This is a genomic window from Mesorhizobium sp. M5C.F.Ca.ET.164.01.1.1, assembly GCF_004792125.1.
Lineage (GTDB): Bacteria > Pseudomonadota > Alphaproteobacteria > Rhizobiales > Rhizobiaceae > Mesorhizobium > Mesorhizobium wenxiniae.
Genome location: NZ_SRTG01000019.1, coordinates 1 through 20889, shown reverse-complemented (window position 1 = coordinate 20889; position 20889 = coordinate 1). Strand labels below are relative to the sequence as shown.

Below are 20889 nucleotides of genomic sequence, written 5' to 3'. Positions count from 1 at the left end.
TCTTGCGTTTTGCCCGGATCGGTGTTCTCCCCCAACGGCTCAATGTATCCGCGGAGGGCCACATCGGATTTGCTAACGTGCAATGTCATCTTCTCCGACATGGGCAGATCAAAGAACCGACGGCTCATATCGAATACCGAATCCACAAGATCCTGAGGAATACCGTGGTTCTTTACATACATGAAGCCAGCGTTCGACAAGGCCCAACCTATCTCCTTGGCCACGTTCTGTTTGTTGCTGCCATCGAGTAGCTGCGATATATCAACCACGGGGATTTGGTCAAAGCTTTCGCGTTTTGCGCGCAACTTGTCGTCCAGTCTAACCACGAAATCCTTAGACATGAGTACACCTATGTTTGACAACGGGAATCGGCACAACGATTTCAGGTTTTTGTTTGACTATGGCGCGAAGAACCGTCGAGAGCCTTATAGCTTGTGTGATGTTCGCGGCGCCGCGCTAGATAAACCCGAACTCCTGGCAACCATGCGCGCGCACTCGTCGTGTCGCGTTGGACTGATTATAATTTTCGCCATTAAGATTTGCAGTAGCGTGGTCATGGCCGCTCCTCCCTTGGTGTGCTGGCTTTCTCGAGCACCTGAAAAACCCAGTAGTGCGCGGCCTCCTCTGCTACGTATCTGCCGTCGTTTAGACGCTGTGCTGGCACTAGGACGCCCGCATGCTGCAGACGCCGCACCTCGTCTTCAAAAGCCGTGGCATCCGCATAGCTCTTGCGGGTACTTGCGATGATGAACCCGTTAGGGCGCGTGACGCGAGCCAGTTCGCGCAACCCCTCCGGTCGAACATGTCCGAGCGTGAAGACGCCGCAGCAGGCCGTGATGTCATAGCTCGCGCTGGAGTAGTCGGAGAGCGGCCTATTAAGGTCGACATCACCTCGGACATGCCGGTAGACGCGGGTTTGCCGGGCCTTTTCGGCCATCTCCTCGGAGAGGTCGATCCCGTCGATCAACCGGAAGCCGAGGCGTTCCAGCTCCACGCCGACGAGGCCCGTTCCGCAGCCAGCGTCCAGGATTGCGATGGCACCTCGCTGCCTGTCCAAATAGGCCGTCTGCACAGCACCTGCCAGTTCCGCCACGATCATCGGCCCGCAGTACCCGTCGCGGCCGACATCCAACTCATAGGAGTTGGCCCATGCGCGATAGAAGCTGGCCAAGCGTCCGGCGTCGCCGTCGAGGGCGTGGGAATCCTTGATGCGCTCTCGTGCGGCTTGCTCCAGTGCCGTCTGCTGATCGAGGGTGTTCATGACAGTTCCTTCCTATTGGGGGCAAATGATCATCGGGGGGCCGGTTGGCACCTTTGCCGCCTCGCAACCAGGGAATCAAAACTCGTGCCAATTTGGGAAGAGCGAGGCGAAGAACCACTTTTGTGGCCTTTTTCAGCAATTTGGCCCGAGGCGAAATAGGAATTTGGATAACCAAGACTGTGCCGCGGACCTGACAGAATGTCGGATGCCGCACCTTGACCGTCGCCGGCGATCCACGACGGCAGGCGACCCTTTCTGCCGGCATACGGCAGCCCGGAGAAGTCGTCTGTGAATGGAAATGCCACGGGCCCATACCCTCAAGACGGCGACTCTGGGACAGGAGCAAGACCCGGCGGTTAAGTTACAAGGGATTGACAACGCGAGGCCCGTTACAGAAGCCCATCCTATTGATGTTGATGAGCCGTGTGTGGTTCGAGCGCCGCTGAGCGTTCGATCATGCAGGTATGAGGGTCCTTTCACCGCAGCTGAGACTGGACTTTGGAACCCGCTGGAGGGTCAAGATTGTTTCGGCGAAGGCCTTGAGGAGGCAAGATGCTCATTTTTCGGAATTAAAAACAGGAGTATCCAAGAATATGCTGGACAGACTCGCGCCTGCGTGTTTGAACAACGTTCAATAAACAACGCCATCAGTCGGTTTTGGCGCCCTCTAGGAGAGCCGTTCGGGAGGAGAGACATGGAAGGTCGCTCCGCCGAAGAAGAAGCGGTTCGCGTCGTGGACAAAACAGCAAGTCTTCGGAGTGCGAGAGATCATCAAAGACTCCCCGAAGAGCGCAGTGAGATTCAAAATGATTGGCGGCAAGCGACGGGTCGCGGCGGACCATGGCAGCGAACTTTGGAAATTGCTTCCGCAACTTCAATTTATGGGCGCATCGCGCCGTCAACGAAATATGATTGGCGCACCATGCATCTTCGCAAGGGGCCGGCTCGTGAAGATATCGAGAGCAGTGCGCATTGCATCAAAGATGTCGGCCTGGATGACAAAAGAGATTGTTGTTCAGCCCAAGGGTTCCAGTGGAGCCACTGAAGATGGATTGGCGCCAGGTGTCCAGGTCTTCGGCGCGCGCTTCAGCAGTCTGGACGCTGGCCTAAACTCGGAAGCTTTCGAGAGAGGCAGCTGTTCAGGCGACAAACGACCGCGGGACGGGTTCTCCACTAATAAACGAACAGCAGTCAACATCCGCCCAATAAAGAAAGCGAATGATCACACCAAGTTCGCGACCTGACGTAAAAATCTCAGTCGACATCGGCCGATCTGCTCTGATTCACATCTCACGTGCGGCTATAGGCTCGCATCAACAACAAAGCCCAAAAACACAGGGGAACATCACATGAGTAAGCTTTTAGCGTTAATCACAGCTTCCGCATCGATCACAGTTGCGTCCGTTGCTTTTTCGACCAATGCCAAAGCCGGAGAGGTGCTCGACAGGGTACTCCAGACCAAGACACTGACCGTGGCGATTGGAACAGACTGGGGGAAAATGGCGTCGCTGAATGACCAGCATGAACTCGCTGGCTCCGATGTCGACGTCGCGGAGGCCATCGGGAAAAATCTCGGCGTGAAGGTCAAATTTGTGACCCCAGGCTGGGACGTCATCGCCGCGGGCAAATGGCAAGGGCGTTGGGACCTCGCAATGGGTGAGATGACAATGACCAAGGCCGCTGCAGAACAATTCGAGTTCCCGGGCTTGTATGCCTATAGTTGGACCGGCGCTTTTGTTCACAAGGACAGCAAGGCCACAAAGCTTTCCGATCTCGACGGCAAGGTCATTGGCGTTGCTTCGGGCACCACAGCAGATGATTATATCAATCACAGGCTGGAACTGGTGGGCGTTGAACCAACATACAAATTCCAGCCGGGCGAGGTGAAGACCTACCAAAGCACCAATGTCGCATTCGACGACCTCCGGCTCGGGGACGGTGTGCGCCTCGATGCAGTTCTCGGCACCGGTGAGATAGGGGATGATGCAATCAAGGCCGGCTATCCCCTGAAGGGGCTTGGCGCCGTGGTCAACTTTCCGTGTTCTGTTGCAATCCTGCGCGGTGACAAGGAGTTCAGCGACAAGATCGCGGAAGCTGTCCAGAGCATGAAGAAAGACGGTTCGCTCTCCAAGATTATGATCAAGTGGTACGGGATCGACCGCTCCGTCCAAAAGTAGGGTTCCCGAAATTGTAGCGGCCGAGGGGTAGCTTGGCCGCTCTATTTTTGCGAGGGTTGCATATGCTTTATCAGGACACGGTCGAATCCAAGGTGCTCGTCCACAAACCGTGGTTCGTTGGCTTGATCTTCGCGTTCGTGCTCGCGATCTTTCTCATCTTCAACCTTACGGGAACCACCTTCGGCGACCTCATGCGGCCGGTCATCGGAGACCCGCAACAAAGTGGGATTTACGGTCGCTTCGCGACCGCCTTTGTGATAGCGATCCTACTCTGCCTCAACATCGTGCTGATCGGTTTTGTTTCGCTGAAGGTGCAAATCGGCATCGTGTGGTCCGAACTGCTGCTTCTGTTTCTTACGTTCTTCAAGTCATTTAACCTTAGCATGCCCTTCATCTGGGAGAATTTGCCGTACCTGATGGCTCAGGGTGCAGTTACCACGATCTATATCTCGGCGATCTCACTGGTTTTCGCCTCAATCATCGCGATAATTGCAGCGATTGCAAAGCTTTCCAGCAACGGCTTCGCCTATGCAATCGCCAGTTTTTACACGTCATTTTTCCGCGGTTTACCGCTGCTCATCCAGATTTACCTAATTTATCTCGGGCTACCACAACTTGGCATTGTGATCGATGCCGTCCCTTCAGGCATCTTGGCGCTGTCGCTTTGCGTCGGCGCCTACATGACAGAAATTTTCCGTGCTGGTATCCAGAACATCGACCGCGGCCAATGGGAAGCTTCACGATCCATGGGGTTCGGCTTCGGCCTAACGATGCGCAAGATCATCCTGCCGCAGGCCCTTCCGGTCATTATTCCCCCCATGGGAAACACGTTTATCGCAATGTTGAAGGACAGTTCACTCGTCTCGGTCCTAGGCGTTTGGGAGTTGACGTTTCTTGCTCGCACAATCGGCCAGCCAACCTTCCATCACATGGAGATGCTGATAACAGCCGCCCTTATCTATTGGGTCATGTCTGCGTGCCTCGAGGTGGCTCAATCTCGGCTTGAGCGTCACTTCGCAAGGAGCAAAGTGCGATGACCACTGTCACCGTAAGTCAGGCGAAAGGCGTTGATGGAGACAATCCCTCGCGAGCGATAAGTATGCTGAGCACGCGGCCACCTTCATCCCAGGAGTCATCTAGCCAGAAACGGGCGGCAATGAACGCGAACAAAATAATCGAAGCGAACAACGTCTCGAAGTGGTATGGCACCTTCAGAGCATTAACCGACGTCAACCTTACCGTAAGTAAGGGCGAACGCATCGTTATCTGCGGCCCATCCGGATCAGGAAAGTCGACGCTGATCCGCTGCTTTAATCGGCTCGAGGCGCACCAAGAGGGTGAGATCACCGTCAACGGGATCAGGTTGCACAACAAAATGCGCGACCTGGCTGAAGTTCGTAAGGACGTTGGCATGGTGTTTCAGCATTTCAATCTGTTTCCACACATGACCGTGCTGATGAACTGCATGGCCGCCCCGATGTGGGTCAAGGGCTTGCCCGAGACGCAGGCAAAAAAGATCGCGTTGAAGTTCCTGGAGCGCGTGCGCATACCGGAGCAAGCGAACAAATACCCGGCTCAGCTCTCCGGCGGACAGCAGCAGCGCGTGGCAATCGCCCGGTCTCTGTGCATGGAACCTGCCGTCATGCTCTTCGACGAGCCGACCTCCTCGCTAGATCCGGAAATGGTCTCTGAAGTGCTCGAGACAATGACTGGTCTCGCACGGGACGGCATGACCATGGTTTGCGTCACACATGAGATGGGCTTTGCCCGTGCCGTGGCAGACCGGGTCGTCTTCATGGACGCGGGCCGGATCGTCGAAGAAGGTGCCCCCATCGACTTCTTCACCAACCCTCAGCACAACAGAACAAAGCTCTTCCTTAGCCAGATCTTGAAGCATTGAGGGCATCACAGATGGCGCGATCGATATGAGGTATTAGAGCACTGCGGCATCGTCCCCCCTTGCCTTGGAGATCCCTGCGCCTTGTCTAGGGCTGCGGATTCGACGACGGGCTGTGCTGGAGCGCCACGCTGCTGCCATTCGAGGCACTAGCTGCCCCAAGGTCTACAATGGGTGAGACAGATCTTTTAAGGAGTTCCAAATTGCAATACGTGAAGCCGCGTTCATTAGGCATTCTACTTCTTGACCGAGGGCAGCCGCCCAATGCCGCTCCGCCGACGGTGGCGCACGCACCGATGCGAAATCCCGACACCTTCGACTTCCCGACCTCCTATGAAACCGTCGACGGAGCTTATGCGGAAAATGTTATCCGCGGCGACCCGACGCTTGAGCCAGTTTGTATCGACGCTGCGCGCCGTTTGGTCGAGCAAGGTGCGGTGGCAATAAGCTCAAACTGCGGCTTCTTTATTCGGCATCAGGCAGCGGTGGCCGCGTCAGTGAAAGTTCCCGTCGTGATGTCAGCTTTGCTTATGGTCCCCATGCTCCTCCGCCAGCTCGCGCCGCCCGCCAAGCTTGCAATCGTGACCGCCGACTCGACGCAATGCAGCGAAGATCTGTTCGGTGGTGCCGATACAGCCATACGGGGGAGGGTGGTTCTCGGCGGCATCGAAGGGGGCAAGCTGTGGCAAAACGAAATGAAGCTTCCCTCAATACCGACCGATGTCGCTGATATTGAGGCGGACGTTACCGCCTGCGTCGCGCGGCTCCGCGCCGCTCATCCAGAGACTGCAGCGGTTCTTTTCGAATGCGCAGGCTTTCCAGTCGTGGCACCGGTGATACGCCAGATGACAGGGCTACCGGTATACGACATCGCGACCCTTTGCCGGATGACATTCGCGTCTATTGCATAGGGTGCACAGGTGGCAGCGCTACTACCGCGCAACTACAAGATCTACTTTCGTGCTCACTCAGCAGAGGCCTGGCCCACGTGACCACGTAAAATCAACCGATCAGGTGAGGCGCGGACGCCTCGCGCGTACATGAAAGATGGTAGTAGAAGAGGAGGTGCCGCCAAAAGAAGTATTTCGCTATTCCGAACAGCAAGCTTTGCAGAACTGTCTCGGATGCAACTCCATACTGACCTTAGCATCACGCTTTGACAAGATAAGTCTAATCAATAAGGAGTCTATATGTCTCACGCCTTTGCGAAGTTTGAATATCAAGAACGTCTAGCAAGACTTCGGCAGAAGATGAATGAAAGTGGGTTGTCGCTGGTTGTTGTGACGAACCCTTCGAACTATAACTATATCTCCGGATATGACGCAATGAGCTTTCAGAATCCGCAGGCTTTGCTGGTGTCGAGCGAAGACCTTGAACCTGTATGGATGGGCCGTGGTATCGATCGTGGCAGCGCTGAAAACACAACTTGGCTCTCAAGTGGTAATATTATTGGTTATGCTGACAAGTATGCGGACAATGTTCCCGATCATGCTATGCATGCTGTCGCAGATGAAATCAAAAGACGGGGATGGAACAAAGGCCGGATCGGCTATGAGGGCAATTCTTACTACTTCAGTCCTCAGGGTTTTCTAACTTTGCAGGAGTGCCTTCCCGATGCCCAGTTAGTCGACGTCGGCGTTCTCGTTAATTGGCTCAGAGTGATAAAAAGTCCGCGCGAGATTGAATTTATGCGCATTGCAGGACAGATAGTCGCCAAAGTCATGGGTGTCGCACATGACAGCCTTAAGGTAGGCATTCGCGAGAATGAACTAGCGGGACGGATTATGCAGGCACAGGCACAAGGGGTCGGAGAGTTCGGCGGTGCCTGCCCAAGTTCAATTCCTTTTATTGTTACAGGCGAGCATGCCGGTCTTCCCCATTCTTCCTGGACAGACGACACCATCCGAAATGGCAGCATCACAGCGCTCGAACTTGCAGGATGCTACTTACGCTACCATGGTGCGCTTGCACGTACGTTCAGTGTGGGCGAACCAAGCGCCAGTTTGGCTCGATTGGCTGACACTGTTCAAGAGGGCCTTGAGGCAGCCATGGCGGCTATGAAGCCCGGAGTGACGTGTCACGATGTCTGGGCTGCATGGCAAGGCGTGTTGGCACGGGGCGGCTTCAAAAAGAACTCCCGCATCGGATACTCGCTTGGTCTCAGCTATCCGCCCTCTTGGCGCGAGCACACACTGAGCTTGGAGTCCGGCAGAGAAGACGAGATCCGGGAAGGAATGTGTTTTCATATCATTTGCGGAATGTTCCTAGGCGATGGTACAAACAAGGGCGACCCTCACTATGAACTGAGCGAAACAGTTCTAGTCACAAAGACTGGCGTTGATTTGCTGACGAACTTCGACCGGAAGCTTATAGTTAAGCACTGAACAGGGCCTCGCGCACAAAATGTCCGACAGTCTCTAGGCGCTGTGTCGATCATATCATCATCGAACTGAACCGAAGCTCTTGAGCGCCGTGCTTGCGCGGTGCTTGGCCGGTACTGATCGACGCAGCGCTTGGTCTCTAGAGGTCGGTCAGAAGGCGATTTACTGACTCCGGACAATTATTCGCCTGGATTTTCGGCTGGAGTCTCTCTAACGGCGCATTCACTGGCTGCTCAACCACGATTATTGGCATATCAGCCTCGCGCGGGTGAAGCGGACCACGCGCCGGGAGGGCTGAAGGAAGGTTCAAACTGCAGCCTTCTGTGGCTAAACGATGGCTCGTGCGCTTGGTTTTTGCAACCTTGAAAATTCTTAGGAGTCAGAAATGGCCGGGAAATCAGACCACCTTCCGTCTTTTCTGTCGGTTCCGCCACCATCCAGGTGGCGAAATGCACGTAAGCGTCGCGTACAATCCAGCCCGATCCGGTCCCGGTCTCGGGAAAAAGCGAGGATTCGATGGCTACCAGTTCAACGCCGCAATGTTCCCTCGCGACCTTAACGAAGCCGCCCGTGGGGTCGCTCTGCAGCAGCTGTTCGCCGCCCGCCGGCGATCCCCGTCGTGTCATTCGGGAGGAAGGTAACGGTCTCGTGGGAGAAATGCAGAACCGCGATGCGCGTCGACTTGTCGTTTGAAACACGGGAGATTGTGATGCCGGCAAAGAGAAGGTTGACCATGAGACAGTTACGACAAATGTAGCGGCTTGCCGGAAGCGGGACGAGCTCCCGCGAGATTGCCGTCCTGTTGGGAATAGCGCGCAGTACGGTGCAGGATGATCTGCAGCGCGCAGCCGCGGTTGGATTGACCTGGCCCTTGCCGGGCGAACTGACCGACGATGCGCTCGAGAACAAACTCTTCACTCGCAACGGCGTCAAACAGGGCACGAGAAGACGCACAGAACCGAACTGGGGCGATCTTGCAGTCGAGCTCAAGAAGCCCGGCGTCACCCTGCTTATCCTCTGGGAGGAGTATCGTGGGTCGCATCCCGAAGGATATGGCTACAGTCGCTTCTGCGAACTCTTCGGCTCGGAATCGAAGGTCAGCGAGCGAGCGTCGTCTGCGCTGATCAGTCGGCGCATCCTTGATGCGCCTCACCATCCAGCCGGGGCGCCGTTGTTCGTGCTGTTTCAGCCCCGGCATTGCTCTCCAGTCTGCGCATTTCGCAAATACCGGACAACGATTCCGCTAAGTCGCGGACAGTTGCTTCACTAAGTGCCGGACAGTTTGACGACGTTGGTCCTCGGGTGCCTTGTTGCGTTCATGGGTGATTGATTTCGCCGTTTTTGGCGCCGGTCAAGAGGGGCGCTGCTTGTTGCTTGCGCATGCTGTCGCCCTCAAGGCTGATGCGGTGAGCGTTGTGAATGATCCTGTCGAGAATGGCGTCGGCGACCGTGGGGTCTGCAACTCAGGTCATGCCATCTGGCCACCGGGACCTGGGCGGTGATCAGGGTGGATTTGCGGCGATAGCGTTCCTCGATGATTTCGAACAGATGGAAGCGCTGTTGGTCGGTGAGGCTGTGGGTTCCGAAGTCATCGAGGATGAGCAGTTGCGCGCGGGTGAGTTTGTCGATGAGGCGTGGGAAGCGGCCATCGAGACGAGCGAGCGCCAAATCCTCGAACAGGCGCGGCACGCGCACATAGAGCACGGAATATCGAGCCGTGCCGCTTGCCGGCCGAAGGCGCAGGCCAGCCACGACTTGCCGGTTCCGGTCTGGCCGGTGACGATCAGGTTGTCATGCGCTTTCAGCCATTCGCCCTGGGCGAGCGCCATGGTACTGCGCCGGTCGAGTCCGCGCGGCGCGGCAAAGTCGATGTCCTCGATGCAGGCTTCGGGAAAGCGCAGCCTGGCTGAGGCGAGCCGGTTCCGGACGCGCTTGTCGGCGCGCATGGCGACCTCGCGGTCGAGCATCAGGCCGAGCCACTCGTCACGGCTGAGCTCGTTGGCGTTGTTGCGTTCGGCCAGTTCGCGCCAGGCGGCAGCCATGCCGGCGAGACCGAGGGCCTGCATCTGGTCGAGGGTGGGGTTCGTCAGCATTCTTTCTTCCTTTCCTTCACTGGTAATAGGTGGAGCCGCGGATGTTGGCGTGCTGGGGTGTCGGCTTTGCCGGTTCTGCGGAGCTGGCCCGGTCGAGGCCGGCTTTGAGGATGGCGGTGACGGAGGCGTAGGCGATCGCGTTGATCAGCAGCGCCCGCTCGCAAGCGGCATCGAGACGCTCCGGCCCATAGTGCGGCGCCAGCGACAGGATGCCCATGGCCGCGCGGTATCCCTGTTCCGGATGCGGCCGGTCGCGCATCATGCGCTCGACCAGGATGGCGGCGTTGGGGCCGATCCTGGCCGCCCTGCTGATCAGGCTGGCCGGCGTGGTGTTGGCGTAGCGCCGATGGGCCTTGGGCATGTGGGTGTTGACGGTGACATGGCCGGAGCGCTGCGAGCGGCGGACATGGCTGGCGACGCGCTGGTGATCGTGGAAGATCTCGACGACCCGGTGGGTAAGCCGCACCTGGACGGTGCGGCCGATCAGCCGATGCGGCACCGAGTAGAAGGTCTTGTCGACCGCGACATGGTAGTCGGGATGCACCTTGGCCGTCTTCCATTCCGCGTATTCGAACGGCGTCGCCGGCAGCGGCCTCAAGGCCGCCCGCTCGATCTCCTCGAACAGTTCGCGGCGACTTTTGCCGACATGGCGCATCGGCCGGTTGTTTAGCTCCTCGAGCAGCTCCGCGATCGCCGTGTTGAGCTCGGCGATCGAGAAGAAGGACCGGTTCCTGAGCCGGGCGAGAATCCAACGTTCGACGATCAGCACCGCGCCCTCGACCTTGGCCTTGTCGCGCGGCTTGCGGCTGCGGGTCGGCAGGATGGTGGTGTCGTAATGCTCGGCCATGGCGGCAAAGGTCGCGTTCAGCGTCGGCTCGAACCACAGCCCCTTGGCGACCCCGGCCTTCAAATTGTCGCAGACGATCGCCTTGGTGATCCCGCCCAAGAAGCTGAGCGCCCGCACCTGGCCGTCGATCCAGTCCGGCAGCCTCTGGCTGAAGCTGGCAAAGGCGAAGGTCAGGTTGGAGGCGCCCAGCACCGCGACGAAGATCTGGGCGGCGTGAATGACGCCGGTCGCCGGATCGATCACCGGCACCGTTTGCCCGGCATAGTCGGTCTGCATCACCGCGCCAGCCGCATGCCGGTTGCGGAACACGGCGCTCGTCCGCTGCCGGAAGGCGGCAAACCGCAGAACCAGGTGAAGCCGTAGCCGTCCGGATGGGCGGCGCGATATTCCTGCCACAGAAGCGTCAGCGTCACCCCTTCGCGCTTCAGCTCCCGGGCGACCCACGCCCAATCCGGCTCGCTCAGATCCTGCGGCGGACGGCCCATTCGGTGAAACAGACGCTGTTCCAGTGCCGCATCGTCGTCAAAGCCCGCAGGCAGGGGCCAGCACGACAGCCCCGCCTCCCGCGCCCGCAGTAAATAGGTCGAAACCGAGGTCTTGCCGATCTTCAGTCGCTCTGCCACCTCGCGCACCGAAAGACCCTGTTCATGGGTCAGGCGCAGGATCGTCCGGATATCCCTCACGCTCGTTCGTCTCGCTTGCTTCCGTCTTGGCATGGGCTCTCTCGGTTCGATGATGAGAGAGCCAAAATGCCAGAACGGCGCAGCCGAGAACCGACCGTCAAATCCACCCCGGAAACTGAAGTGCACCCCTATCGTGAGACAGAGAAATTGCGAGACAATTCCCTGCTCGTGAGTTCAAATGCGGCATTTTCCGACGGTGTCGACAAGGTCTTTTCGTATTCCTCTGGGGTGAGATAGTCGAGTGCTGAATGCAGTCGTTGCCGATTGTAGACATCTTCAATGAAGCTCGCGATACGTCGCCGCGCATCGGGTGCATCGCGATAGGCCAATCCTGCGACTTCTTCCTGCTTCAAGGTTTTCATGAAGCTTTCCGCGCGTGCGTTATCATAAGGGTTCCCCACCCGGCTCATGCTCGGCTGGATCCCATGCCCATGGAGGATATCAGAATAGCTGGTGCAAGCGTATTGAACGCCCCTGTCGGAATGATGGATCAAACTGCCGGGAACCGGAACACGTGCGGAGATCGCCATTTTTAGGGCATCGACAGCAAGGCTGGCCCGCAAGTGGAGTTCGAGCGCCCATCCGATGACCTTGCGACTGAATGCATCGAGCACAACCGCCAGATAGGCGAACTGCTCGGCAAGGTGCAAATACGTGATGTCGGAACCCAAAGCTGGTTGACGCCTGTCAGTTCCATGCCTCGGGCAAGGTTCGGCACCACCCGCCAGCTGTGCCGGGAATCTGTAGTGCGCGGCACGAATGGCCGAGTGCGCAAGCATAAGAGATTATCCTCCCCCATTACCCGCAACACACGTTTGTGATTTACCTGCCAACCCTCGCGGCCAAGAAGGGCGCCGATCCGGCGATAGCCATAGTGCCGGTTGGCCAAGGCCAGCCTTTGAATGACATCTCGCAGACCAGTTTCTTCCTGCCGCGGCGCCGACTGCCGCCAGTGCCGGTAGTATCCAGCCCTGCTGACGCCGGCGAGACGGCACATCTGTTCAATTCCTGGAGACCCTTGCGGCACATGGGCTGTCATTTTTTGAATGACCTCGAAGACGCTGCACCGCCAGGTGCGTCTTTCTGCTGTTGATTGCCCCTGACATGCCGCAAGGCTTCTTGAAAAAAATCAAGTTCAACCTGTTGCTGCCCAATCTTGCGTTCAAGTTCGACAATGCGGCGGCGGGCTTTCGCCAATGCATCGGCACGACGCTGTTCAGCCGACAGTGCAAAACCTGCCGCCAAGGCTTGCCGATCTGGCGGTGCCTCGGGAGGCCGCTTCTTTGGGCGCCCCGGGCGGCTCGGCATTAGATTGCCACACGTCCGCAGCTGCTCACGCCAGGCATATAAGCGTTGGCGGTGAATACCCAGTTCATCAGCTAATCGGCTGACGTTCTCCCCGTTTCGCATCCGCAAGAGCATGGAGAGCTTCTCTTGTTCGCTAAATCTCGGCTTTCTTCCAACCATTTCCAGTTCCTGCAATCCAGAAACTGTCCCCTGTTTATTTGTCTCAGTCGAGGGGTGCACTCCAACGGTGTCCGGGACTTACCGGAAAAGGTGTCCGGGACTTACTGAAACACGCATCCAGTCCGTCGTTGGTGAGATAGAGTTTGCGCGGCTTGATGCGCGAGGAAGGCTTCGCCCACCCACCAGCCGGGAATCTGGTGCACACCGCGCATCACCGGCTCTTTCTTGCATCCATACCCGATACATCGGCTCGTCCCATGATGCCGGTATCGATATCCTTGAGCCAGTGATCCCAGCAGTGCAGCGACTTGGCGAGCCAGTCTATCGCCGGGCCGGGACCCCGATCGCTGTAGTTCGGATATTCGTGACCCAAGGGGCCGACAAGTTCCTTACGCGGACATTGAGGTTGGCATGCGCGCAACCGTGCGGCGATACGCATCGAACCAGCCACCCACCGCATAGACCGGGCATTGAATGGCACCGTAATTTCCACAGCCCTTATTGATTGACGCATGCTTCCAGTATGCGTCGCGGTGCTGGTGGCTAAGCCAGTTCAAGGGGTAGTAGTCCACGTTCTTGAGACGCTCCATCCGCATATCGCGCCAGCGGTCCCCAACAATTGCTGGATCGGGAGGACGGCAACGATAAGCAGGATAATGGACACCCCATCCAACTCCCAACATGTCCTCGCCGACCAATCCGGTTATGGTAGGGCTTTTCGGCATAGCGGTCCTCAGTCGAGCAAACCGTGATGATCGCCTTGAGCTCAGGGGGACGGCGGGCAGCCACCTGCAGTGCACCGTAGCCGCCCCAGGAGTACCCGAACGTACCCACCTTGCCGGTACACCAAGACTGCCTGGCGAGCCACGCGATCATCTCGACGCCGTCGTCCTGCTCTTGTTTGACATACTCGTCCAGCGGCAGTACTCGGAATCCCCGATCCCCGATCCCTGAATGTCCGGCCGCACAAAAGCATATCCATAGGAAGCCAAGTAGGGGTATATGGTCTCGTGATAAAAAAGCGCACTGTCACGCTTCCGGTAAGTGATGTAATCCATCAGCACTGGCACCGGATTGCTCTCGGCATCTTCCGGTAGCCACATGCGCGCCGCTATCTTGGTGCCGTCGGACATCGGAATCCAGATGTTCTCGATTTCACGCACTTCGCGTGGACCCGTTCGTACTCCGGCCCCTGGGGTTCGGGCGCTAACCGTCGTGGGGCTAAAAATGGCCCAGCATTGTTGCCAGCCAGAAGCGCCGCGTTCACATCTTGAGGAACCGTGTGAATTACCGAGCCATCATCGTTCTTCTGTAACGCTCATTTGAAATACCCCGCTCCCGTCAAAAGCCCCATACAACCGATCGCGGGGTCGAATAGAGTGAGTCGCCCTCCTTCATGTCGATCTCACAACGGCCTGTCGGTGTGCCGACTTTTCTGCTGGCCAGCGCTCCAGTGGGAAATGGCATCTGAAGCTGTGCTCCGTATCATCCGGGCTTGCTGACGGTTCGGGGAAGACGCGGCCGCAAATATCCTGCGCGTAATGACAACGGGTGTGGAACTCGCAGCCGGATGGCCGCCTCATCAGGCTCGGCACTTCGCCCTTGAGTTCGATCCTGTTCAGAACAGCATCCGGGTCGGGCTCCGGATTTGCCGCAAGCAGCGCCTCCGTGTAAGGATGACGCGGGTGCTCAAAGACGCGCTCGGTCGAGCCGATCTCAATAAAGCGGCCTAGATACATGATTGCCATGCGATCGGTCATGTGGCGCACCACATTGAGATTGTGCGAGATGATCAGGATCGCCATGCCAAGTTCGTCCTGGAGCCGCGCGAGCAGGTTTAGCACCTCGCCCTGCACCGAGACATCGAGGCCTGCGGTCGGCTCATCGGCGATGATCAAATCGGGTTTGAGCGCAAGGGCTCGCGCGATGCCCACGCGCCTGGCCTGACCTCCCGAAAGCTGATGGGGATAGCGGCGAGCGAAATCCGCAGGCAAGCCGACCATGCGCAATAGGCGCTCGGCTTCGCCTCCGGCATCGCGATCCTTTAGTCCATGGATCCGAAACGGCTCTGTCAGCAGCGAGCGCACCGTCAGCCTCGGTGAGAGTGATCCGACGGGATCCTGGAACATCATCGCCATGCGCCGCAAATAGGGCTTGCGTTCGGCCCCGGTGAGTTCCTCAATTTCCTGTCCGTCGAAGCTGATGCTGCCGCTCACAGCCCGCTGCAAGCCGATTATTGTGCGCGCGATGGTGGATTTGCCTGAGCCACTTTCACCGACAAGGGCGAGTGTCTCGCCCTTGCGGATTTGAAACGAGACACCGCACACTGCGTCGATGAAAGGCGCCTTCGTCCCGGTGGCGAACGCCTTCAGCGGACCCATGGTGCGGAAGCGGACCTGCAGGTTCTCAACCCGAAGCAGCGCGCTCATGCCGAAACCAGCTGTTCTTTGTCGAGGAGATGGCATCGGGCGACATGGTCCAAGCCGATGCGGTACTCGACCGGGTTCTCTTGCACACAGCGGTTGGACGCATGTCGGCAACGTGTGCAAAAGATGCATCCCGTCCTGCTGCCGAGGAGACCCGGCACCTCGCCGGGAATAGTCGGCAAAGTGCGCGTGCTTTTCTTGATCCGCCCGGGATCGCACTCAAGCAGCGCGCGCGTGTAGGGGTGAGCAGGATTGTGGAAGATGTCCCGAACGGCGCCCTGCTCCACCACTTCGCCCGCATACATGACGGCGACCCGGTCACACAACTCAGCCACCGCTCCGAGGTGGTGGGAGACGAACAGAATCGAGCAGCCGATCTCCTTTTGCAGATCCTTGAGCAAATGAATGATCTGCACTTCCAGGGTTGCATCAAGCGCGGTGGTTGGCTCGTCGGCGACGAGGAGCGCTGGTTTCACAAGCAGCGCCATGGCAATGCAAACGCGCTGACGCATGCCGCCAGAGAAGTGATGGGGATAGGCACCTATGCGGCTTTGCGGATCGGGAATTCCGACCCGGTGAAGCATGTCGATGGCGCGACCACGCTTTTCACTCCGGTTTCCTTGTTCGTGGTGCTGGATATCGATCATCTGGCTCTCGATAGTCCGCACCGGATTGAGTGCGGTAATCGGATCCTGAAAGATCATGGAGAGACGATCGCCGAGCAGGCTCCGACGCGTTGAAACAGGCATTTTGAGCAGGTCTTTACTTTCGAACAGGACGCTGCCACGAGTGACAACTGCATTTTCTGGAAGCAGGCCCATCACCGTATAGGCGAGCGTCGACTTCCCGGATCCACTTTCCCCCACGATACCAACCACCTGTCCGGCTGGCACATCGAGCGACACATTGCGCAGGGCATGAACGCGCCCACGCGGTGTGCCGAAATCGAGATTTAGGTCACGGATCTCAAGAAGTGGACGGGCGGACGGGTTCGGTCTCGGATCGTCGTCTCTCATAGGTCTTTTCGCAATTTGGGATCGAATATGTCCCGCAGCGCCTCGCCCAAAAACGTGAAGCCAAGGGTAGAGAGGACGATCGGAATGCCGCCGGCGATGACCAACCAAGGCGTCTGATCGATGTAGCTATAGCCATCGTTGAGGACAACTCCCCAATCGGGCGTTGGTGGACGTACACCCATGCCCAGAAAGCTGAGACCTGCTTCCCAGGCGATGACGGCCGGCACGTCCATGCTCACGAGGATGAGAAGCGGGCCGATCACATTGGGCAGTACATGAACGGCAAGGATGCGCGTCGTGCCTGCGCCCATGCTGCGCTCTGCGGCTATGTACTCACTGCTACGCAGCGCCTCGGTCTGAGCGCGCACAACGCGCGCATAGATCGGCACCGACGCTATTGCGATGACAAAAATCAGACTGGCCAGACTTGGTCCCAGAAGCGCGATGATGGCTAGCGCAAAGATGATACCGGGAAAGGAGCGGATGGTATCGAAGATGAGCAGGAGCAAATTGTCGAGCCAACGTGGCCCGAAGCCTGCGATGAGACCAAGCACGACGCCGACCGCCAGCGCAATGCCGAGGGAGGCGAAAGCAATGAAGAGCGGGATGCGGCCACCCATAACTACGCGAGAAAACGTATCGCGGCCCAGTTGGTCCGTACCCAGTAGAAAATTCCTTGAAGGTGCAGCCAGACGTGGCCCGACCATGATCTGAATCGGATCGTGCGTGACAATCAAGGGAGCGAATATCGCAATTGCTGCTATGAGCATGACAAGCACTGCTCCGAGCATGCCCAGGCGGTTTTTGCGAAATTGCCCCAGGAAGGTGCGAAGGGCGCCGGGACCTTGCCCTGCTTCCGCTTCTCCAATTATTTCAATACTCGCCATGATTAGAGCTTTTCCCGGGTTCGTGGGTCAAGGCTGGCATTCACCAGATCAGAGAGCGTTGTTGCAACTACAATAAGGAAGGTGGTGACGACGACGACCCCCATAACTATCGGATAGTTACGCGTGCTGACCGCGTTCACGATTAGCGCGCCTATGCCAGGTCTCGCGAAGACCACCTCGACGAAAACCGCTGCCGAGAGCAGCCAAGCGATGCCCATGCCAAGGATGGTAACCGTCGGCAGGATGGCAAGCGGCAGTGCGTAACGCGCAATGATGCGCCACTCCGAAATCCCGAAGGAGCGAGCCATACGTATGTGATTTTCCCCGAGTACCTCGAGCATGGACGCGCGCATCAGCCGGGAGATGTAGCCGACCCAGCCAATGCCGATGGCAAAGCTCGGCAGGATCAAATGAACAAGTCCATCCGCAAAGCCATCACCAGGCCCAATCGCCGGCAGCCAGCGCAGCGCAACTGCGAAGACCAGCAGTGCGTAGACTGCCATGACGAAGGAAGGAATGGCGATTGTCGCCACCCCTATAATGCCAACCACTTGATCGAGCGCAGAATTGCGCCGCACGGCCGAGTAACAGCCTAGCGGCACGGCAACCGCGACCGCCCATGAGATTGAGACAAGGATCAGTTCGATCGTATAGGGCAATTGCGCGAAGACGATGTCGGCAACAGGTCTCTGGCTGAATGGGTCGAAACCAAGATCGCCATGAAGCACTCTGCCAAAATAGGCGGCGACCTGCACGAGGAGTGGCTGGTCCAATCCCATCTGCTCATGAAGCGCAGCCCTAATCTCGGGCGACGCCCGCGGGCCGAGCAGAGCCACGGCAGGATCGCCTGGTACAGCATGAATCATCAGGAACAGAAGCGTCACCGCGATAACAATAATTGTGATCGCGAGGACAAGGCGTTTCAGAAGATAGAGCCACACAGTTCCGGGTCCGATCACATCGCTCGAGCTTAAACCGGCTTGAAATCGACGTAGAGCGGGACCCCGTCGGGACGGGTTGCCGCCTGCATTTGACTGGTGCGGAACATAACTGGCGAGGCCCCATGGGTCAGGAACCGGAAAGCACCGGACTCCTCTAAAAGGTCCTGCATCTCGTTATAGACCTTCGCGCGCTCCATCGGGTCGATGATGGTGACACCCTTGGCGGAAAGCTCGTCATAGCGATCACTGCGGAAGCGCTGCCAGTTCCAAGTGCCTACCTGACTTTGAAGGAAACTGCTCGTCGCGTAATCCGGGTCCGGTAGATTGGAGAAGCTCAAAACAAAGAGTTGCAAGTCCTTCCAGCGATCGCCCTCGGACTCCATGCCAAGCATATCAAACGAGTTAGAATCCTGGGCATTGATCTGGACTGTGATGCCGATCTGCGACAATTGCGCCTGCACCACCTCGGCTATCGTCCGGTTGGTGCTGTCATTTGTGCAATCGATTGTCACGGCCAGATCGCTTACACCGGCCTTCTCAAGGAACTCCTTTGCCTTTGCCAGATCACCTTCTGGTGGAACGAGCGCCTTCTCACGATGCCCGACGACGCCTGGAGGAATGGTGCCTGTCGCCACCTGAGCCTGGCCCGCGTAGGCAGCATCCAGGATCTGCGGCACATTGATCGCCCATTGGATCGCCTTGCGGACATTGATGTCCTTCAGCTTCGGGTTTTCCATGTTCATGCCAATCCAGATGTAACGAAGCGACGGATGCTCCTCCACCTTCGTATCGGCAGGCGGATTTTCCTTGAATTCAGCAAGCGAATCCAAACTGATGTCGGTGAAATCGACGTCGCCCGCCCGATAAGCTCGTTCCGCTGCCTTAATATCGCTGATAGTCAGAACGCGGATTTCATCAAAACCTGGTTTTGGCCCCGACCAAGCTGGATTCCGGGTCAGGATAAGATGCTGGTTTGGCTTCCATTCGGCCACCACATAGGGCCCGGAAAACGCCGGCGGGTTCGTGCCAAAATCACCCCCATCCTTGGATGCCTTCATTACGGCATCCTGGGAAACGATATGACCGGCGCCATACGGGAGGGCGAGGGTCCAAGCCGGTGCGAAAGGCGATTTGTAAACGACAACACCTGTGTAGTCATCTTCGATCTCGACTCGATCGAGTGGGCCCCAATCCACAGCGGCCGGCGCATTGTGCTTGATGATGCGCTCGAAGGAGAATTTGACGTCCTTCGCGGTCATCTCGCCGTAATCGCCCGTGAACATGATGCCTTTTTTGAGGCGAAAACGGATATGCGTGGGGTCGACCTGCTCAACCTTTTCTGCCGCCTCCAATCCCCAGATCCATTCCGAGCCCGGTTTGTACCGAATGAGCTTCGAATAAATGCAGCCCATCACGTTCACTTCCCACCATGCGCTATAGTAGGCGGGGTCGAGCCTCCTAATGTCCGCGGTGGCCCTCGCCCTTAGCACCTTGCCCTCAGCGGCCCAGATCGCGCTTGAGAGCGGCATGCCGGAGGCTATGATGCCTCCGCCGATCGCGGCTCCAGTTTTGAGAACAGCTCGGCGGCTTACGTTGCGCGTAATGTTATGCATGACCTATTTCCCCTTTTGCTTGGCTTTTAGAGGGCGCTTGTCTGCATCGACTGCACCATGCTCTTTGGTCGTAGTCCACACTATATCAAAAACAAGGTGAGTTTTTTTCCGTTTTTTGAGAAGTAAGGCGTGCGTCGTGTAACCGATTGGCTCTATGTCAATGATCCAAGAGGACGCTCCGCATTCCCATTCGAGAGTGGCGTACTCGGACCCCCCAACAATGTATCATTCGGACACGGTAAATTTCCGACGGGATGGCGGTGAATCGGAAGATGGCTTGAGGTGACCTGCATTTCTGCCGATGCGCTACTGCGGATCGTGCCCACTGGCGTGGTGTAGCTGACGGCTTGGACGCCGTGCTCTCCGGCATGGGCCGGACTGATCAGCGCGCCACTGCCGGCAGGCTGATAAGCGGATCATCGCTCATCTGGCTGATGGTCTCAAGCGTCATGTAGCGGGCCCGCTGCACGGCCCATTCATCGTTCTGTTCGAGCAGCAAGGCGCCGACGAGACGGACGATGGCGTCATCATTTGGGAAGATGCCGACGACCTCGGTCCTGCGCTTGATCTCGCCGATGAGGTGCTCGATCGGGTTGGTGCTATGCAGCTGGCACGATGTTCCTTCGGGAAGGTCATGTAGGCGAGCACGTCGGGCTCGACGTCGTCCATGATGGTTGCGAGCTTGGGCATCTTCGGCCGGATCTGGTCGGCGACGGCGCGCCATTGCGTGCTTGCGGCCTCGGCCGTCTCCTGGGCGAAGGCGGTGGCGATGAAAGCCGAGACGACGCGGCGCCCGCTCTTGCCGGCATGCGCCAGCACGTTCCTCATGAAGTGGACGCGGGGGCTGTTGAGAAAGCCGGTTTTTCAACATTTGTTCCGAGACAACGCTGGTCTTGGTGTCAGAACTGCCGAACGCCCTCGTCAGGTCTCGTCAGGTCTCGTCAACGAGGTTCAGAGGGTGCATCAACAGCAACAATCCCAGGAATCGGTCAAACAAAGCGGCAGCTAGCCGCTTCAGGTTCACCGCCGCTGCGGTGAGATAGGCTTGGATCTTCATATTGGCGAGACCCCGGCGGATCGCTCGGGCCAGTCCGTGCCAGTTCTTCGCCTCGCCATGGAAGCCCTCCGAGCGCCACCGGTGGCGTTGGTAGAGACATTGATCCTCCTCTGACCATCGCTCTCGACGCCGGCGCGCTCTCA

21 protein-coding genes and 4 pseudogenes are annotated in these 20889 nt (G+C 57.9%); 7 read left to right on the top strand and 18 right to left on the bottom strand.

The window, feature by feature from the left end:
- Nucleotides 1-341: 2-oxoglutarate and iron-dependent oxygenase domain-containing protein (locus tag EN807_RS31555; RefSeq protein ID WP_189522646.1), on the bottom strand; the 341-nt coding region annotated here is incomplete at its 3' end.
- Nucleotides 342-553: 212 nt separating this feature from the next.
- Nucleotides 554-1261: a class I SAM-dependent methyltransferase gene (locus EN807_RS31550; RefSeq protein WP_135937861.1), complete on the bottom strand. Its 708-nt coding sequence runs from the start codon at nucleotides 1259-1261 to the stop codon at nucleotides 554-556.
- 694 nt (nucleotides 1262-1955) lie between these two features.
- Here EN807_RS31550 and EN807_RS31545 point away from each other — a divergent pair.
- The 7 genes from EN807_RS31545 (at nucleotide 1956) to EN807_RS35880 (ending at nucleotide 8986) form a co-directional block, all read left to right on the top strand.
- Complete coding sequence (locus EN807_RS31545; RefSeq protein WP_135937860.1) at nucleotides 1956-2306, top strand: hypothetical protein; 351 nt, start codon at nucleotides 1956-1958, stop codon at nucleotides 2304-2306.
- A gap of 304 nt (nucleotides 2307-2610) precedes the next feature.
- Nucleotides 2611-3438 (top strand): transporter substrate-binding domain-containing protein, encoded by an 828-nt coding sequence (locus tag EN807_RS31540; RefSeq protein WP_135937859.1) that lies wholly within the window; start codon nucleotides 2611-2613, stop codon nucleotides 3436-3438.
- A 62-nt stretch (nucleotides 3439-3500) separates the two neighbouring features.
- Entirely contained in the window at nucleotides 3501-4475 is a 975-nt protein-coding gene (locus EN807_RS31535) for an amino acid ABC transporter permease (protein WP_135937858.1), read from the top strand.
- A gap of 119 nt (nucleotides 4476-4594) precedes the next feature.
- Nucleotides 4595-5338 carry an amino acid ABC transporter ATP-binding protein gene (locus tag EN807_RS31530; protein WP_135937864.1) on the top strand — a complete coding sequence of 248 codons (744 nt, stop codon included), beginning with the start codon at nucleotides 4595-4597 and terminating at the stop codon, nucleotides 5336-5338.
- Nucleotides 5339-5547: 209 nt separating this feature from the next.
- The gene (locus EN807_RS37070; RefSeq protein WP_348640283.1) at nucleotides 5548-6246 is read left to right on the top strand and encodes a hypothetical protein; all 699 of its coding nucleotides are present in this window, start codon (nucleotides 5548-5550) and stop codon (nucleotides 6244-6246) included.
- A gap of 279 nt (nucleotides 6247-6525) precedes the next feature.
- Nucleotides 6526-7719, top strand: a complete 1194-nt coding sequence (locus EN807_RS31520; RefSeq protein ID WP_135937857.1) for a Xaa-Pro peptidase family protein — start codon at nucleotides 6526-6528, stop codon at nucleotides 7717-7719.
- Nucleotides 7720-8539: 820 nt separating this feature from the next.
- Nucleotides 8540-8986, top strand: coding sequence for a transposase (locus EN807_RS35880; RefSeq protein WP_189522645.1), 447 nt, complete (start codon nucleotides 8540-8542; stop codon nucleotides 8984-8986).
- A 46-nt stretch (nucleotides 8987-9032) separates the two neighbouring features.
- Here EN807_RS35880 and istB read toward each other — a convergent pair.
- The 16 genes and pseudogenes from istB to EN807_RS31435 all read right to left on the bottom strand — a co-directional run.
- A pseudogene (gene istB, locus EN807_RS31505) lies at nucleotides 9033-9809 on the bottom strand (IS21-like element helper ATPase IstB).
- Nucleotides 9810-9825: 16 nt separating this feature from the next.
- A pseudogene (gene istA, locus EN807_RS31500) lies at nucleotides 9826-11372 on the bottom strand (IS21 family transposase).
- 95 nt (nucleotides 11373-11467) lie between these two features.
- Nucleotides 11468-12118: an IS3 family transposase gene (locus EN807_RS31495; protein WP_135937856.1), complete on the bottom strand. Its 651-nt coding sequence runs from the start codon at nucleotides 12116-12118 to the stop codon at nucleotides 11468-11470.
- Nucleotides 12119-12120: 2 nt separating this feature from the next.
- Nucleotides 12121-12213 (bottom strand): annotated as a pseudogene (locus EN807_RS37065) (IS3 family transposase); the annotation flags it as partial.
- A gap of 161 nt (nucleotides 12214-12374) precedes the next feature.
- Nucleotides 12375-12821, bottom strand: a complete 447-nt coding sequence (locus tag EN807_RS31485; protein WP_246684479.1) for a transposase — start codon at nucleotides 12819-12821, stop codon at nucleotides 12375-12377.
- 196 nt (nucleotides 12822-13017) lie between these two features.
- Complete coding sequence (locus tag EN807_RS35875) at nucleotides 13018-13179, bottom strand: hypothetical protein (protein ID WP_189522643.1); 162 nt, start codon at nucleotides 13177-13179, stop codon at nucleotides 13018-13020.
- Nucleotides 13180-13195: 16 nt separating this feature from the next.
- A complete protein-coding gene (locus EN807_RS37540) occupies nucleotides 13196-13426 on the bottom strand; it encodes a CocE/NonD family hydrolase (protein WP_348640282.1) in 231 nt (76 codons plus the stop codon).
- Complete coding sequence (locus tag EN807_RS31475; protein ID WP_135937853.1) at nucleotides 13350-13682, bottom strand: CocE/NonD family hydrolase; 333 nt, start codon at nucleotides 13680-13682, stop codon at nucleotides 13350-13352. The genes EN807_RS37540 and EN807_RS31475 overlap by 77 nt, the downstream gene beginning before the upstream one ends.
- Complete coding sequence (locus tag EN807_RS31470; protein WP_135937852.1) at nucleotides 13679-13969, bottom strand: CocE/NonD family hydrolase; 291 nt, start codon at nucleotides 13967-13969, stop codon at nucleotides 13679-13681. The genes EN807_RS31475 and EN807_RS31470 overlap by 4 nt, the downstream gene beginning before the upstream one ends.
- Before the next feature lie 231 nt (nucleotides 13970-14200).
- On the bottom strand, nucleotides 14201-15235 hold the full coding sequence (locus EN807_RS31465; protein ID WP_135937851.1) for an ABC transporter ATP-binding protein: 1035 nt from the start codon (nucleotides 15233-15235) through the stop codon (nucleotides 14201-14203).
- Nucleotides 15232-16248 carry an ABC transporter ATP-binding protein gene (locus EN807_RS31460; protein WP_135937850.1) on the bottom strand — a complete coding sequence of 339 codons (1017 nt, stop codon included), beginning with the start codon at nucleotides 16246-16248 and terminating at the stop codon, nucleotides 15232-15234. The genes EN807_RS31465 and EN807_RS31460 overlap by 4 nt, the downstream gene beginning before the upstream one ends.
- Nucleotides 16245-17135: an ABC transporter permease gene (locus EN807_RS31455; RefSeq protein ID WP_135937849.1), complete on the bottom strand. Its 891-nt coding sequence runs from the start codon at nucleotides 17133-17135 to the stop codon at nucleotides 16245-16247. Before EN807_RS31455 ends, EN807_RS31460 begins: the two co-directional genes overlap by 4 nt.
- Nucleotides 17136-17137: 2 nt before the next feature.
- A complete protein-coding gene (locus tag EN807_RS31450) occupies nucleotides 17138-18076 on the bottom strand; it encodes an ABC transporter permease (protein ID WP_135937848.1) in 939 nt (312 codons plus the stop codon).
- A 29-nt stretch (nucleotides 18077-18105) separates the two neighbouring features.
- A complete protein-coding gene (locus EN807_RS31445) occupies nucleotides 18106-19689 on the bottom strand; it encodes an ABC transporter substrate-binding protein (protein WP_135937847.1) in 1584 nt (527 codons plus the stop codon).
- A gap of 382 nt (nucleotides 19690-20071) precedes the next feature.
- Nucleotides 20072-20529 (bottom strand): annotated as a pseudogene (locus EN807_RS31440) (transposase); the annotation flags it as partial.
- A gap of 91 nt (nucleotides 20530-20620) precedes the next feature.
- On the bottom strand, nucleotides 20621-20889 hold a 269-nt coding region (locus tag EN807_RS31435), incomplete at its 5' end, for a transposase (RefSeq protein ID WP_189522641.1).